The sequence below is a fragment of the Paenibacillus sp. Marseille-Q4541 genome (assembly GCF_018310695.1).
Lineage (GTDB): Bacteria > Bacillota > Bacilli > Paenibacillales > Paenibacillaceae > Paenibacillus.
The window spans coordinates 49206-64783 of sequence record NZ_JAGXCY010000015.1 but is presented as its reverse complement, the minus strand read 5'-3'; the positions used below and the strand labels follow the sequence as shown (position 1 = coordinate 64783).

The 15578-nt window shown below is 40.5% G+C and carries 16 protein-coding genes and 1 pseudogene; 12 read left to right on the top strand and 5 right to left on the bottom strand.

The features are described 5' to 3' along the window. The first annotated feature begins 107 nt into the window (after positions 1 to 107). Positions 108 to 1193 (top strand): 5-methyltetrahydropteroyltriglutamate--homocysteine S-methyltransferase, encoded by a 1086-nt coding sequence (locus KFT32_RS15855; RefSeq protein ID WP_211748202.1) that lies wholly within the window; start codon positions 108 to 110, stop codon positions 1191 to 1193. 206 nt (positions 1194 to 1399) lie between these two features. On the opposite strand, the pseudogene KFT32_RS15850 reads toward KFT32_RS15855, so the two are convergent. After that, a pseudogene (locus KFT32_RS15850) lies at positions 1400 to 1522 on the bottom strand (winged helix-turn-helix transcriptional regulator); the annotation flags it as partial. Positions 1523 to 1614: 92 nt separating this feature from the next. After that, positions 1615 to 2451 carry an alpha/beta hydrolase gene (locus KFT32_RS15845; RefSeq protein ID WP_211748201.1) on the bottom strand — a complete coding sequence of 279 codons (837 nt, stop codon included), beginning with the start codon at positions 2449 to 2451 and terminating at the stop codon, positions 1615 to 1617. A 354-nt stretch (positions 2452 to 2805) separates the two neighbouring features. Here KFT32_RS15845 and KFT32_RS15840 point away from each other — a divergent pair, with 354 nt between their 5' ends. The 4 genes from KFT32_RS15840 (at position 2806) to KFT32_RS15825 (ending at position 5006) form a co-directional block, all read left to right on the top strand. Beyond that, positions 2806 to 3138 (top strand): GntR family transcriptional regulator, encoded by a 333-nt coding sequence (locus KFT32_RS15840; protein ID WP_249435919.1) that lies wholly within the window; start codon positions 2806 to 2808, stop codon positions 3136 to 3138. Then, the gene (locus KFT32_RS15835; protein WP_211748200.1) at positions 3135 to 4001 is read left to right on the top strand and encodes an ABC transporter ATP-binding protein; all 867 of its coding nucleotides are present in this window, start codon (positions 3135 to 3137) and stop codon (positions 3999 to 4001) included. Before KFT32_RS15840 ends, KFT32_RS15835 begins: the two co-directional genes overlap by 4 nt. Then, positions 3994 to 4620 (top strand): ABC-2 transporter permease, encoded by a 627-nt coding sequence (locus KFT32_RS15830; protein ID WP_211748199.1) that lies wholly within the window; start codon positions 3994 to 3996, stop codon positions 4618 to 4620. The genes KFT32_RS15835 and KFT32_RS15830 overlap by 8 nt, the downstream gene beginning before the upstream one ends. A 65-nt stretch (positions 4621 to 4685) precedes the next feature. Then, positions 4686 to 5006 (top strand): hypothetical protein, encoded by a 321-nt coding sequence (locus KFT32_RS15825; RefSeq protein WP_211748198.1) that lies wholly within the window; start codon positions 4686 to 4688, stop codon positions 5004 to 5006. Positions 5007 to 5210: 204 nt separating this feature from the next. On the opposite strand, the gene nspC is transcribed toward KFT32_RS15825, so the two are convergent. Then, a complete protein-coding gene (nspC, locus tag KFT32_RS15820; RefSeq protein WP_211748197.1) occupies positions 5211 to 6338 on the bottom strand; it encodes a carboxynorspermidine decarboxylase in 1128 nt (375 codons plus the stop codon). A 1-nt stretch (position 6339) separates the two neighbouring features. After that, positions 6340 to 7578, bottom strand: coding sequence for a saccharopine dehydrogenase family protein (locus tag KFT32_RS15815; protein WP_211748196.1), 1239 nt, complete (start codon positions 7576 to 7578; stop codon positions 6340 to 6342). Positions 7579 to 8564: 986 nt separating this feature from the next. Between KFT32_RS15815 and KFT32_RS15810 the strand changes: the two genes are divergently transcribed. The 5 genes from KFT32_RS15810 to KFT32_RS15790 all read left to right on the top strand — a co-directional run bounded on the left by KFT32_RS15810 (position 8565) and on the right by KFT32_RS15790 (position 13267). Continuing rightward, positions 8565 to 8963, top strand: a complete 399-nt coding sequence (locus KFT32_RS15810) for a VOC family protein (RefSeq protein ID WP_211748195.1) — start codon at positions 8565 to 8567, stop codon at positions 8961 to 8963. 86 nt (positions 8964 to 9049) lie between these two features. Continuing rightward, complete coding sequence (locus tag KFT32_RS15805; protein ID WP_211748194.1) at positions 9050 to 9508, top strand: VOC family protein; 459 nt, start codon at positions 9050 to 9052, stop codon at positions 9506 to 9508. Between the two features lie 480 nt (positions 9509 to 9988). Further along, positions 9989 to 11320 carry a UDP-N-acetylmuramoyl-L-alanine--D-glutamate ligase gene (murD, locus tag KFT32_RS15800; protein WP_211748193.1) on the top strand — a complete coding sequence of 444 codons (1332 nt, stop codon included), beginning with the start codon at positions 9989 to 9991 and terminating at the stop codon, positions 11318 to 11320. 154 nt (positions 11321 to 11474) lie between these two features. Then, positions 11475 to 12356 carry an alpha/beta fold hydrolase gene (locus KFT32_RS15795; protein WP_211748192.1) on the top strand — a complete coding sequence of 294 codons (882 nt, stop codon included), beginning with the start codon at positions 11475 to 11477 and terminating at the stop codon, positions 12354 to 12356. A 446-nt stretch (positions 12357 to 12802) separates the two neighbouring features. Continuing rightward, complete coding sequence (locus KFT32_RS15790; protein ID WP_211748191.1) at positions 12803 to 13267, top strand: hypothetical protein; 465 nt, start codon at positions 12803 to 12805, stop codon at positions 13265 to 13267. A gap of 147 nt (positions 13268 to 13414) precedes the next feature. Here the strand turns inward: KFT32_RS15790 and KFT32_RS15785 are convergent, their stop codons facing one another. Beyond that, positions 13415 to 13627, bottom strand: a complete 213-nt coding sequence (locus KFT32_RS15785; RefSeq protein WP_211748190.1) for a hypothetical protein — start codon at positions 13625 to 13627, stop codon at positions 13415 to 13417. A gap of 248 nt (positions 13628 to 13875) precedes the next feature. Between KFT32_RS15785 and KFT32_RS15780 the strand changes: the two genes are divergently transcribed. Continuing rightward, a complete protein-coding gene (locus tag KFT32_RS15780; protein ID WP_211748189.1) occupies positions 13876 to 14229 on the top strand; it encodes an ArsR/SmtB family transcription factor in 354 nt (117 codons plus the stop codon). A gap of 236 nt (positions 14230 to 14465) precedes the next feature. After that, complete coding sequence (locus KFT32_RS15775) at positions 14466 to 15464, top strand: NADP-dependent oxidoreductase (RefSeq protein ID WP_211748188.1); 999 nt, start codon at positions 14466 to 14468, stop codon at positions 15462 to 15464. Positions 15465 to 15578: the final 114 nt, after the last annotated feature.

Here is a 15578-nt window from a genome sequence, read left to right as displayed (position 1 = left end):
TTGGCTATAGTTAAAAGCTATAGCAAGTGATAGATTTTATGCATTATTTGCTTCCTATTTTATTGTGCTATACTTTTCTGTACATTAAAGCTCAAGGAGAGACATCTATGATACCATTTCATCATGATCATGTAGGCAGCTTATTGCGCCCTACAAATCTAATACAGGCACGTGAACAATATAAATCCGGCGCAATCACGTTTGAACAGTTAACCTCCGTAGAAAATGAAGAGATTATCCGCATTATTGACAAGCAAAAGAAAAATGGCGTATTGGGCGTTACTGACGGTGAATTCCGCAGAAGCTGGTGGCATTTTGATTTTTTAGGTGGACTTGATGGCGTATCGTATTATGAAAAAGAGAACGGACTTAATTTTCATAAAATGGAGACTCGTAAGGAAGGCATTCGGATTACCGGCAAAATTGATTTTTCTTCCCATCCGTTTATAGAGCATTTTCATTTTCTTAAAGAGCATGCAGGTGATGCGGTTGCGAAGCAAACGATTCCAAGTCCCAATATGCTCGTCTATCGAGTGGATCATAATGAAGAGATTTATCAGGATCGAGAAACATTCCTTAAAGATACAATTGCAGCTTACCAAAAAGCAATTCAAGCATTCTATGATGCAGGTTGTAGGTACTTACAATTAGATGATACAGCTTGGGCGGATTTGTTCTCGGAAGAAGGTCATAACAAGCTGCGTGCCAAAGATTTGGATCCAGCCGAGGAAATGAAGGTAATGCAGTACATGATTAATGAATCGATTGCCCATAAACCAGAAGATTTAGTCATAACCATGCACATTTGCCGTGGTAATTATAAATCTAATTTCTTCGCAAGCGGGGGATATGATTACGCTTCTGAAACGATTTTTGGTGGTTTACATGTAGATGGGTTGTTCCTGGAATTCGATGATGAACGATCAGGAGGTTTTGAGCCTTTAAAATATGTAAATCGCAAAAATTTAAAAATTGTATTAGGATTAATAACATCGAAATCCGGTGAATTGGAAGATAAAGAAAAGATTAAAGCCCGCATAGCAGAAGCAGCTCCCTATGTACCGCTTGAACAGCTATGCTTAAGTCCGCAATGTGGCTTTTCATCTACGGAGGAAGGCAATATTCTAACCGAAGAACAGCAATGGCGGAAACTTCGTTTTGTTAAAGAAATTGCAGATGAGGTTTGGAATTAATTTTTCTGTATCTTAAGCTGTACCTAGTTAGGGATGGAATGGATAAGGCTATCGAATATTATACAGGTTAGATGATTTTATTAGGTGAAGGGAGCGAATTTCGCTCCCTTTTTATATGCTTCGTTATAAGGAAATCCTAATGACCTGTAATCTTAGAAAATGAAAGGCAGTTGTGTAAAGGAGATAAAAAATGGATTTAAAGTTCTTTACTCCCGCTCATATAACCCTTCCAAAACGGGCAATAAGGTTTCTACTTTCTCTGTGAGACTATATTCGACTTTTTGGGGAACTTGAGGGTATTTTAACCGTTTTATCATCCCATCTGATTCAGTCATCATTAAAAAATATTAGTTCTTTTCCATTAAAATAGAAGACCCGCACCTCGCGCGGGTCTTATTAATCTTGTAAGTGTAAATAGGCTTTATGGCTGGAGCAGCCACCGGTGTACCTCGGGGAACAGTGGGCTCCACGTGGATTCGTGGTGCGTTCCGCCGGTAACAACATCAAATCGAATGCGGCTCTCCGGGACCCCTGATGCTATTATCGTCTCGCGGGCCAGTGCAACGTGCTCGTAGGCAGTCTGATTAAAGTCAGGATTGTCGGTTTCTAGTTCTCCGATGCTTAGGTAGACGCGCAACCCTGGGGAAAGAACAGACTGCTGGATCAATTGAATGATCGCACCGTTGTCGTGCCACATAACGAAGGAAATCCCACCCACACGGCCAAAACAATCCGGATAGCGAATGGCGGTAAACAGCGAAACATAGGCGCCGAACGAGCTTCCGGCAATTATCGTATGCTCCGGTTCAGGAAGCGTCCGGTAGTGGCTGTCGATATAAGGTTTGAGCGTCTCCGCCAGGAACTCGGCGTACGCCTCTCCTTTGCCACCGAAGCCATATTCTGCGTTAATTGTGAAGTTATATTCATTGTTGCGTTCGTCGCCTCCATGATCAATAGCGACCACAATTGCCTCAAGCGCGGGATCCTCTAGCGTCATCTGCTCCAACGTTTCGTCGACGCCCCACTCAGTTCCCCAGGACGTCGCTTGATTGAATACATTCTGTCCATCATGCATATAGAAGACCGGGTAGCTCCGATCCCCTTTGTTATAGCTCCTCGGCAAATAAATCCAAACTCTACGCTCCGTCTGCAGCTTCGGGATCGGGAATGCGTCGATAATCCAGACATCGCCAGTAATGGTGTGAGTGGCCTCGTCTGTAAGAACTTCTCTCCAAGGCAAAGGAACGCTAATCGTCATGAGTGACTCTCCTAGTAAATGTATTTACTAGAATCTTAACGTCCGGTCCGTCTGAATGCAATGGACTTTGGTTTGATGGTTGATGGTCAGCGTCGTACAATACTTATCCAATTAGAATGCAGACATTACTTCAAAAATACTGTTCTATGCAATATAGCATTGTTATCGAACGCAGAAAAACTTTGCTTGCTACGTTATTCAAAACTAGGAGTAATTGAAAATAATTACGTGTAGAATTGACACATAACCGTCCAAGGTGTATATAGTATATATATACACTATTATGTTAAGAGGTGAGCGAACATCAAAATTATAATTACCAATGCATCAAGCGATCCGATTTACGTGCAAATTATGAACCAAATTAGACAGAGCATCCTAAGTGGAGAACTGAGTGCAGGAGATAGCCTTCCCTCAATTAGACAGCTTGCTAAGGACTTGCAGGTTAGTGTAATAACAACCAAGCGAGCTTATGAAGAGCTTGAAAAGGAGAAGCTAATCGACTCCGTTGTTGGTAAGGGATGTTTCGTATCTGGTGCAAATAAAGATTTCATTCGGGAGCAGCGCATGAAGCGACTTGAAGGAAAAATGATTGAGATTATTCAAGAAAGTAAGGAATTAAGCATGAGTCATCAAGATTTAATAGATCATCTGACTTTGCTATTTGAGGAGGAACAAACACAGTGAATGTAATAGAATTAAGTAATCTTTCAAAGACTTACCCTCAATTTACTGTCGATAATGTTTCCTTAGAGGTAAAAAGGGGGTATATTACCGGGATTATAGGTCCAAATGGAGTTGGGAAAAGCACCTTGATTAAGATGATGCTTGGCATGATTCGACCAGATTCCGGGAATGTAAAGATATTCGGTCTTGAAATGCCAAATCATGAAGTTGAAATTAAGCAACGTGTAGGTATTGTATCGGATGATTGCTTCTATTATGAGCATCTTACGATTGGGGATACGAAGAAGATGATCGCACCATTCTATAAGAAATGGAACGATCAAAAGTTTAACAGCTATCTTGATCAATTTGAATTGTCTCCCAAGAAGAAGATTGAGGACTTATCCAAGGGTATGAAAATTAAATTTTCTCTTGCTTTAGCTTTATCACATGAAGCGGAGTTACTTATTATGGATGAGCCGACTTCTGGACTGGATCCGGTATTCAGGAGGGAACTGTTGTATTTGCTTGCAGATATGATGCAGGATGAGCAAAATTCAATTATCTTCTCCACGCATATCGTGACGGATCTGGATCGTATTGCTGATTACATTACTTTCATCAATCGCGGAAAAATTGTATTCAATGATACAAGAGAAAATATATTTGAACGATATACAATCGTAAAGGGTGATTTACAGCTACTTGATTCGGATATACGAAATGAATTTATCGGGATTCGAGAGACACCACTTGGTTTTGAGGGATTAGTAGATACAAGCGACCAGGTGACTCAATTATTTGGGGATTATGCTCTTTTAGAAAAACCAACTCTAGAGGACATCATGTATTTTACTACAAAGGGAGGACGAATGAATGCTTAACTTGCTTAGGAAAGATTTCATCGTTTTAAAAAGCTCCCTAAGGACGATCCTACTTTATCTCGTTGTATTCAGTGTCACTTTTATCCCCAAAAGTGAAATGTCTATTTATTTTGTAGGTATCTATACGGCTTTTGGCTCAATACTCCTCGCAACGATGACCGATATTAAAAACTATAACCATAATTTTTTGGTAACGCTGCCGATTAGCCGTGGACATATTGTGCTGGCCAAATACATTACCACCATCTTATATACCCTTTTCGGAGTTCTTACGTCTTACGGAATTCACTGGCTTGTTGAGCTTATGTTCCCACAGCTAAATAAGCCGGAATATGGGATCATGGATATCCTAATTTCAATAGGACTACTACTTGTATTAATTTCAATCTACATGCCTCTTTTTTATGCGTTTAGTAAAAAAGGAGCCGGTATTATTAATGCAGTATTTATGATCTCCATTATAATTCTCGCACAACCTGTAGCGATCTTCTTAGATATGATGAGCAAGAAAGAGGTGAACGGAGATCAAACTTTATTTCTTGTTTTAATGGGTATTTTTTTGGTATTTGTGGCTTCTTATTACTTAACCAAATACCTGTTTACCAGAAAGGATTTATAGGCCTTATTTGTTTCTGAGGGCAATGTACAGTTTCTAGTAAAATTAAAAAGGATTGGGGGAATAAAATGCCAGTAGGAAATGGAAAACCATCCTGTCTATTGAGCAGAACTCTTATTGCTTGGTATATGCATTTATGTATTTTTGCACTTGCACAGCTATTATTTTTTGTCTTTGATGATTACGATACATGGCATGCCTTTAAACTTAACCCTATGGGTGAGTGGATTTTATTTAACCTAAACTCATTTTTAGATTTCGTCTTAATTCACAAAAGCAACCAATTGAATGGAGTAACTCTCTTATGGGGAATTCTAGTATTAATACATGGAGCCCACTCAATTTCATACGTACTTATATCCAAGAGGAGAGAAAGTTATAAAGGATAAGAGAAACGATAGTTGAATGGAGTCGATCAGTCATGATCGACTGCTTTTTCTATCGAATAAATGGCGAAATTATTCAGATAACCTAAACTATCTAAGCTAACGGCAGGGTGGCTGAAAATCAAACACGCTGAACCATACATAAGTGACGGCAAAAATAAATAAAAAGCCTTAACCCTGATATATAGGGTTAAGGCTTTTTATTTATTAAGCTAGTCTCATCTTAAAATCCTGATAGCCAAACTCGCGCACGATTCGGCAATTACCGTCTTTCTCCTGAACGGCGATCGCTGGCAGCGGCATTCCGTTGAAGGTGTTAGTTTTGACCATGGAGTAAATCGCCATGTCTTCGAACACCAATCTGTCACCGATCTTCAGGGGCTGATCGAAGGAATAGTCTCCGATGACATCGCCAGTAAGGCATGTCGGACCCCCAAGCCGATAGGTGAATGACTTCTCCCCGGCTTCGCCCGAACCAACAAGTGGCGGACGATACGGCATTTCTAGAACATCCGGCATATGACAGGTTGCCGACGTGTCCACAATCGCAATCTCGATGCCGTTCTTATGGATATCCAGTACGGAGGTGACCATATAGCCCGCATTGAGCGCGATGGCTTCTCCGGGTTCAAGGTAGACTTCCAAGCCGTATTTATCCTGCATTCGCGAAATGCAAGCTTCGAGTCTTGGAATATCATAGTCGTCTCTTGTGATATGGTGACCGCCACCGAAATTGATCCATTCCATCTGCGGCAACCATGGGCCGAACTTTTCTTCGACTGCATTCAGCGTGGTCTCTAAATCGTCCGAGTTCTGTTGACAAAGGGTATGGAAGTGCAGTCCCGTAACGCCTTCCAGTAGTTCCGTCTCGAAATCCTCCCGTTTCACACCGAATCTGGACCCAGGTGAGCAGGGATCATAGATTTCATGTCCTACTTGCGTTGAACATTCCGGGTTGATGCGAAGGCCTATCTTATTGCCGGCTTTAATGGCTTTCCCTTTAAACTTTTCCAGCTGGGAGAAGGAATTAAAGATGATATGGTCGCAAATGGAAACAATCTCGTCGATTTCATCTTCACGATAGGCAGGGGCAAAGACGTGATTTTCTTTACCCATTTCTTCGTGACCCAGCCGTGCTTCGAATAAACCACTCGCTGTCGTGCCGCTCAAGTATTGTCCGATAAGGGGATACATGGCGGTCATGGAAAAAGCTTTTTGTGCCAGTACAATCTTGGCTCCCGTACGCTGCATGACGCCATTCAGAATTTTCAGGTTTTTTTCGATGAGCGCTTCATCGACTACAAAACAAGGTGTCGGCAATTCCTCAAACCGCATATTAGCGAACGACCTCCGTCTGTTTTGCTTCCTCAGGCAATGCGTCAACCAGCACCGGATTGAAGTCTTCTACCCATGGAAGTCCCCATTTGTTTAGCTCTTCCATGAATGGATCCGGATCGAACTCTTCGATATTGAATACGCCCGGTTTATTCCATTTGCCGGTCATGACCATTGCCGCGCCGATCATGGCAGGCACGCCGGTTGTATAGGAGATGGCTTGGGAGCCCACTTCTTTATAACACTCTTGATGGTCGCACACATTGTAGACATAGTAAGTCTTATCTTGGCCGTCTTTTTTCCCTTTGAAGATACAGCCGATGTTCGTCTTGCCCACCGTACGTGGTCCGAGGGAAGCAGGGTCCGGGAGCACAGCCTTTAGGAATTGAAGCGGAATGATTTGTTTTCCTTCAAATTCGATCGGTTCGATGGAGGTCATTCCTACGTTTTCAAGTGCTTTTAAGTGCATGATGTAGCTTTGACCGAAAGTCATGAAGAAACGGATACGTTTCAGTCCAGGCATGTTTTGCGCAAGGGATTCAAGCTCTTCATGATACAGAAGGTACATGTCCTTTTGGCCGACTTCAGCGAAGTTATACTCACGTTTGATTTCCATCGGTTTCGTTTCGATCCATTGTCCGTTTTCCCAGTAGCGTCCATTAGCGGACACTTCGCGGATATTGATTTCCGGGTTGAAGTTGGTTGCGAAAGGATAGCCGTGATCCCCGCCGTTGCAATCCAGAATGTCGATATATTCAATTTCGTCAAAATAGTGTTTCAGCGCATAGGCGGAAAATACACCCGTTACGCCTGGGTCAAATCCGCTTCCCAAAAGAGCTGTGATTCCAGCTTTTTCAAAACGTTCGCGGTAATCCCATTGCCATTTGTATTCGAATTTCGCCGTATCTTCCGGCTCATAGTTAGCTGTATCCATGTAGTTCGTTTTGGTGGCCAGGCAAGCATCCATGATCGTCAAATCTTGGTAAGGCAGAGCCAGGTTCATGACGATATCCGGTTTGACTTCGTTAATCAGAGCAATCAACTCGTCTACGTTGTCTGCATCGACCTGTGCGGTCGTAATTTTGGTTTTGCCACCGTCCAATTTTGCTTTTAGCTCATCGCATTTGGACTTCGTACGGCTAGCGATGCAGATTTCTTCGAATACCTCGCTGTTTTGAACGCATTTGTGAATTGATACAGAAGCTACGCCGCCGGCGCCAATGATTAGTGCTTTTCCCATTTTTCAATCTCCTATTCCAAATTAATTTTTTTTATGTAAAACGGCAACAAAAAAAGCAAGCGAAACACGCACCATGCGCATCACACTTGCTTCCATATAGTCAAATAATAAGAAAGTTCCAATAAACATGACGGGACAAACCACTTGCGTGATCGTCAGTCAATCATAAAACTCATCGTTTCATGGAAAGGCTCTTAATATTCAAATATACGATGTTAGGATCAGAGTCTATATAGCAAATAATTACTTTTACCACTCTTATTGACCGTTTCACAAGTTGTGTGCATATGCACTGGTTGTAAAGTAACCAACTTATAAAATTTGAGCTTTTAACTCAATCAATAAGGCAACGAAAGTTGCCAATCGGCATTTGACCCGGCTGTCCGTATGGCCTTGACTTCCTTAAGGAAGTGGTCAAAGATTATCTGCTTGGAAAGATCCTAAATAGGAGTTGAATATTCGCTTTCCAAAATCATGCTTCTTCATAGTAGCAGGCTTGGGATTATTGAGCAAGAAAAATTTTTATATAAACGTATATTTTTTCACTGATATTTCCGTTAAGCAGCAGTCTACCACAAATAACGACTAAAAATTTTGCGAATGTGATGAGGTGGTTAGTATATCTAACGGTTAACAAAATGGCAAGTTACTCTCCAAGGAAGGGAATGGGCTACAATTCCTTGTTTAATATAAAAGTTAGCGGCGATCCAATAATCAACGAACAGTATATCGTGACCAATTCAAATACGTTTAACAACGAAATAACGTCCTAATTGTTACAATTTCTTGTCCAGGTCGAGGATAAGAAGTTGGTACGATTGCTGATTTGATGGATATCTAATTTTGATTGGCTAGGTACTAAACTAGCGTGAAGGATAGCGCAATAAATAATTTGAATATATTTACATTATAGAACATGCGTTCTATAATGGTTTAAGTTATATTATATTCATTTAAACATAAGAGAAAGTACGTTGGAGGTAAATATGTTTTTTGAATTGACTTATCAAGTTCGTGTTGCTGATTTTAGTGAAGGACAAAAGTGGTACGAAACTCTTCTCGATAGGGTACCTGATTTTGTCCCCCATGAAGGATTTGTAGAATGGGAAATTATACCTGGATTCTGGCTGCAAGTAGCTGAAGGAGATACAACCATGGGGAGTGGACCACTTCGTTTAGCAGTTGAAGATATCATTCGGGAGAAGAATAGAATGATAAAAGAATTGAACATTGAAAACTTTGAAATACATTCACGAGATGAAGTGCCAGTGAAATGGGGGACATTTAGTGACCCATGGGGAAACAGAGTGGGCTTTTATGAATACCACAATAAAGAGGAAGAAGAAGAGCGAATTAAGACACTATTAATCAAAGAAAAGATTTGATGTATTGAAAGACTAGAGTTATTGGGTTCTGCATAAATTAAACGTTAATTTATTGTGAAAGGAACATAATTTATGGAGGTAATTTAATGTATAAACCATTTGAAGGAAATACATTGAAGACGGTATGCTCGGTATATGTACCAGTACGCAATCCTGTAAAATCGGCTGATTGGTGGGAACGGAACTTCGGATTGGAGTACGCAGTACCATATAACTCCGCTGAAGCGCAAGTCATTTTAAAGTTGTCCGATGGACAGTGGCTTCACTTGGTCGAAACAAAGGGTGAATTCAACAATCAATTTCCAAATGAGTCCGGGTATGAGATGTTTCGAATTACTTTCGAAGTTAGGCGGATTGAAGAACTTCATGACCACCTGCGTGCTAATGGCGTTATAATCGAGAAGCTTGAGGATCGCGGGAGCTGTGGCATCAACTTTGTTTTTTATGATCTGGACGGCAATAAATTCGATGTAAACGAAGTGGTTCACGCACATCGAACTCCGGAAGAGACAAAGCAAGCAAAGGCAAGATTATTCAATAGTTGATTCCGTTTTTATTATTTCTCCTCATTTTCTAATACTTCTTCACTGGTTTTTTCTTAACTATTTTCATCGTCAGAACATTCTTTAGCATTTCTTTTGGCTGCTCATTATTATCCTTTGTAATAATGGTAGATGTTGGGGTACCGGCGTCTGTAGAGCAGTCTGACTCTTATCTATGCAGTAAGGGCCCTCCAATAAAAATATAACAGCTAATTTCCTTCCTTTAACACCTAGGAATTTTATACTTCCTTTGATCCCCCCCCAATAATAGCTAAAGGCATTCCAATAAGAGATCGATTAATAGTCGATTACACAGTTAGCAAGGCGGGCACTATTTCTTAATGGTTGATGAGGTAAGACGTGGAAAGGTCTTACGATCAAAAACTTGAGGTTATTGGACGAACTGGATATTAAGCTAACCGGAAGGTTAATTCCAATTTGTGGTTTATTTCATTTAATGACATTTTCTAAGCGGAGGTGCTTATGAATCCTGCTTTTAATACCTACATCCAATCAATGGCCGGTAGGGACGTGACTGTCATCGGCGCCGGCGTCAGTAACGCACCCCTGATCCGCATGCTGTTCTCGGTCGGGGCACGCGTCACAGTGCGCGATCGCAACCAGGCCCTGCCCCGAAAGGAGTGGGATGATCTGGGGATTAGGTTGCACCTAGGGGAGAATTACCTGGATCGCGTTGGGGGAGACATCGTATTCCGTACTCCGGGCATGCGCCCAGACCATCCGGCGCTGGACTCAGCCCGCGCGGGCGGCAGCCGTGTGACCAGTGAGATGGAGGAGTTCTTCGCACTGTGTCCATGTCCCATTTTCGGCGTTACCGGCTCGGATGGTAAGACCACCACCACGTCGCTGATTGCAGAAATGCTGGCTGACGGGGGGCGTACAGTACATCTGGGCGGCAACATTGGCACGCCACTGCTGACGCGCGTGGGTGTAATGTCACCACTGGATGCGTGCGCGGTTGAGCTGTCCAGTTTTCAGCTGATGGACATGACACGCTCTCCCCATGTAGCGGTGATAACCAACCTCTCGCCTAATCACCTCGACTGGCACCGCGACATGGATGAATATACCGCCGCCAAGCGTCGCCTGTTGGATTTTCAGACTGCTGACGATTTTGCCGTCTTAAACGGAGATAATCCGGCAACTGCTGCACTGCGCGGACGGGGGCGGACCAAGTATTTCGGCGGGCATACTGTCCACGATGGGGTAATCGATGGTCTGCTACCTATCAGTGACATTCGTTTGCCGGGTTGGTACAACGTAGAAAACGTTATGGCTGCCATGAGTGCTGTACAGGGGACCGTGTCGGATGCGGCAATACTGGAGACGGTTCGCAACTTTGTGGGCGTGGAGCACCGAAACCAGTGGGTGGCAACTGTGAGCGGTGTCCATTATTACAACAATTCAATCGGTTCCAGCCCCGCCCGCACCGTCGCCACGCTGCACGCTCATGAGGGCCGAGTGTTGCTGATCGCCGGCGGGCGAGATAAGAAAGTACCGTTTGACGAGATGGCTAGGCTACTACCTGATCATGTTAAGGTGATGCTGTTGATCGGCGAAGCGGCCACTCAAATCGAGGCTGCGGCACGTAGAGTGACGGGCTGTCCGCCTATTATCCACTGCGAAGGCCTGGCCGAGGCAGTTGCGCAGGCGCACAAGCTGGCCGCACCGGGCGACACTGTGCTGCTGAGTCCTGCATGCACAGCGTTTGACCAGTACCGTAACTTTGAAGAGCGCGGGTGTCACTTTGTAGAACTGGTCGAGGCGTTGCACCGGTCAGAGGGAAAAGATTAAACAAGACATAGGTGGTCTTTCTGGGAGTCCTGTTTGCCCTGATGTATTTTATTTATAGATTGTTCTCAAAAGGAACCGATCGAATAATGATTCATTAAGCTAACGGGCAGGATTATTGAATTATTTATGTTTTGATACTACGTGAGGTGTGAAGATGGGTAACTATACTATTTATAAAACTGAAAAAGGCAAGAAAAAAATTCAAGACCTTTACGAATCCTACTTAGAGTCTATTAATTTCGAATTTCAAAGAGAATACGTAGAAACGCGTTTTGGTAAAACTCATATGTTAGTTGCGGGTCCGAGCAAAGGAAAGCCCATTTTTATATTTCAGGGAGGCAATTGCATAAATCCGATGACGTTGTCTTGGTTTTCCACATTAATTAAAGATTATCGAATATATGCCCCTGACACAATAGGACATCCTGGTTATAGTGCTGAAACAAGAGTATCTGGTAAAGATGCAAGCTTTCCATTATGGGTGTCTGATCTGATGGAACATTATAAGATTCAGAAAAGTGCCTTTATCGGACCGTCTTATGGTGGGGGTATAATTTTAAGGTTGGCAACGTTCTTGCCAGAGAAAATTGCGTGTTCTGTATTGGTATCACCATCTGGGTTGAAATTAGGTTCTAAAATCAAAATGATACAAAAAATCTTAGTTCCAATGCTACTCTTTCAAATGAACTCATCACAAAAACAATTACAAAATATTGCAGATTCAATGTCTTCAAATTCCATGAAAGAAATTGATAAAAATATCATTGGAGAGATATTTAAGCATGTGAAGCTAGAGCAGGATATGCCTAAGCTAACCGAAAAGAATGAATTATTTAGCTATCACGCTCCAACACTGGTTTTAGCGGGAAAAGAGGATATTTTCTTTCCAGAAAGTAGGGTTATTTTAACTGCAAAGGAAATCATTTCAAACATAGAAACAATAACATATGATATGGGGCATTTTCCATCTGAAGAAATATTAATAAGAATTAATGACGACATTAAACGATTTTTAGATAACAATTATCAACTTTGAATTGGATTAATGGAAACTTCGTTGGGACTAAACTAACGGAGAACGAAAGTTTATCATGAAGAACAAGTAAGCAGCCGCTCAAACGACCGACTGCTTTTTCTTTAAGCTAACGGGCATATTAGTTCAATGATATAGTGTAATTTTAATGTTAAGGTAGTTTATTGATTTGAAGGAGGATTACATGAACTACATATGGTTTAATTACGAAACGCCTATCTCAGAATTAAAACAGAGTTTGCTCGCGCAGATTTAGCAGTTTTATTAAATAACAATCTATCCAAAGATCCTTACTATCCATTCGTCAGGTTCTTTTAAACGATAGTTCTTTCCTTCTACATCCATGAATGTCGATGAATGTCGATATATATTATAATGACAAATTTTGTCGTATGTATTTTGTCATGTTATGATTCTTTTGCATGTTCATTGAGAGGAAGGTTTAATGAATGAAAAACAAAGTTATGAAGATTATTGGTGCAACTGCATTGTCTATTTCACTTATTACTGGAGTTTCGAGTGTTGTTTTAGCGAATAATGTCAATGTAAAATCCGAAGAAGGAAATGAACTCATTGAAATTAGTCCTTATTCACTCAAAGATATACTAAATTGGGATTTAAAGCGTGATAAAGTGGACCCTGTAGAAGATTATTTTGTAACAATTGGATATCCACATATTAAACTTGATGCAAAAAATACAGGAGCACACTCTTTTAGAGTCGAATTAATGCACCAAAGTAAGAAAACGGTTATTTTTAATGCAATCGTTGAACCAGGTGAAACAGTAGAACTTGTAAATAATGATAGTATGCCACTTGTTCCTTCAGGCCCTTATATAGTAACTATTTACGGTGGATCAGGTCTACCCAAAGGAAAAGTTGTTCTAATAAGTTCTAACACTCGTTGGCCTTAAAAAAGAGGGACAACAGAAGCGATATGATCTTGAAATTCAGATAAAACAATAGTGGTGGGAGCATAAATCAAATGAAATACATATATAAAAGTCGAGGACAAGCACATAGTCCTATTGAAAGTCGCTATTATAGCGACTTTTTTTGTTTTACGGTACAAGTTCTTCTCCCGAGTCGAGGACAAGAATTTGTACCGTTAGCCGCTGAAATTGTCCAATGACATAAACTGTTCTGAACTGGAGGGGAAGGGGAATTCCAATGATGACATATAATCTTCCTTCCCTTGATTCTGGAACAAGTACATATCCACTCTTCTTTACAAACCGTTGGTTTAGTAATTTTGTAAATATCGATGGTTGCACACCGTCAGCTTTTCACATTGCAAATTATTAAGTCTCACTAGCTGTTAAGTCATTCTCCGTATAATCGATACACAATATACAATCTACAAGTCTAAGATTACTATGCACTGGAAAACTTATGTTAATATCGGAACCTGTTTTATAAATTCAATGGTCTCGATTTTCTTTCTCAATGCTCATTTGCAAAAATAATATGTTATGATGCATCTGCTTAAAGGTTTAAACATTTGAACCAAGGAGTCATATTGATGAAGAATACTCTAAATCTGGATATATTAGCTCAAGAATTTGAGGAATGTCAGGAAGTGTTGGCTGCAATTGGGGATAAAACAAGGCAATCCATTATCATTACATTAATAAGTGCTGGTTGTGAAGGCATGAGAGTAGGAGAAATAACAAAGAAAACACATCTCTCTCGTCCAGCTGTTTCTCATCATTTAAAGATCCTAAAAGACGCGAAAGTAGTGAATCTTACTCGTCAAGGAACAATGAATTATTACTTTTTAGATCCAACCCAAAGTACCATTCATTTAATTAAAAGTTTGACAGAACATATTGAAGAATACATGACAGACTATTGGGATGTTCCAAACAAAACCTGATCCAATAGAAGTTGGATAAAAACCGGGAAATTGTATTATAAAATTCACTAAAAATATCTGACCAACTAACCACAATAAAATCGTTCTTTATAAGGCAACAATGTGTGAAACTTTAGTTACTAATCCCATTTTAAAACTCTAAAAGAGAAGTGCTTAGAGAGTTGATTCATATCCAACAGAATTGCGTATAGGTAAAACCACGGGTTATGAACATACATTTTTAGGAGGCATAGGAATTGAAAGCAATGGTTATTGATAGGTATGGGAGTGTCCCAATGCGCTTAGCAGACATGCCCATTCCTGAAATTAATGAATATGAGGTGCTCGCAGAAATTCATGCAGCTAGTGTAAATCCCATTGATTTTAAGATACGCGATGGGAAAGTGAAAATGTTAGTTAAATATAAAATGCCTCTTATCCTTGGTAATGACTTTTCTGGTGTCGTGGCTAAGGTTGGAGCAAAAGTAACTCGTTTTAAGGTTGGGGATGAAATATATGCACGTCCACGGAAGAGTAACATTGGTACGTTTGCGGAATATATCTCAATTCATGAAAATGACATCGCCTTAAAACCTAAAAATTTGAGTTTTGAGGAAGCAGCTTCAATTCCACTGGTTGGGTTAACCTCATATCAAGCCTTACATGAAATAATGCAATTACAAAAAGGACAAAAGATTTTGATTCAAGCTGGGGCTGGTGGTGTTGGCACCTTTGCTATTCAATTGGCAAAATTAATGGGTGCGACTGTTGCAACAACTACCAGTGAAACTAGTACGAATTTAGTAAAATCTCTTGGTGCAGATGAAATTATTAATTACAAGATAGAAAAATTTGAAGATCGATTGAAAAATTATGACGCTGTATTTGATACACTTGGGGACAAGATACTTGAAAAATCATTCGAAGTAATAAAACCCGGAGGAAAAATTGTTTCAATATCGGGATTACCGAATGCTCATTTTGCTAAAGAATATGGCTCAGGTTTTTTTAAAACAATGCTGTTTTCAATAGCAAGTAATAAACTAACTGCACTTGAAAAAAAACATAATGTTCAATATACATTTTTGTTTATGAAGCCAAGTGGAGATCAATTACGTATCATAACCAACTTTATTGAGTCTGGTAAAATCAAGCCTGTAATTGACAGGGTTTTTTCTTTTAAAGATGCTCAGAAGGCAATAGAATATTCAGAGTCGGGAAGGGCTAAAGGAAAAATAATTATAAAAGTCAGATAGTTATTAATGAGTATAAACATTTCATTTCTTGGTCCAATGGGGACAAGAACATACTCCAAAAAAAGTCGCTAATTTAGCGGCTTTTTTTGTTTAAGGAATTAAGTTCGATTTCTT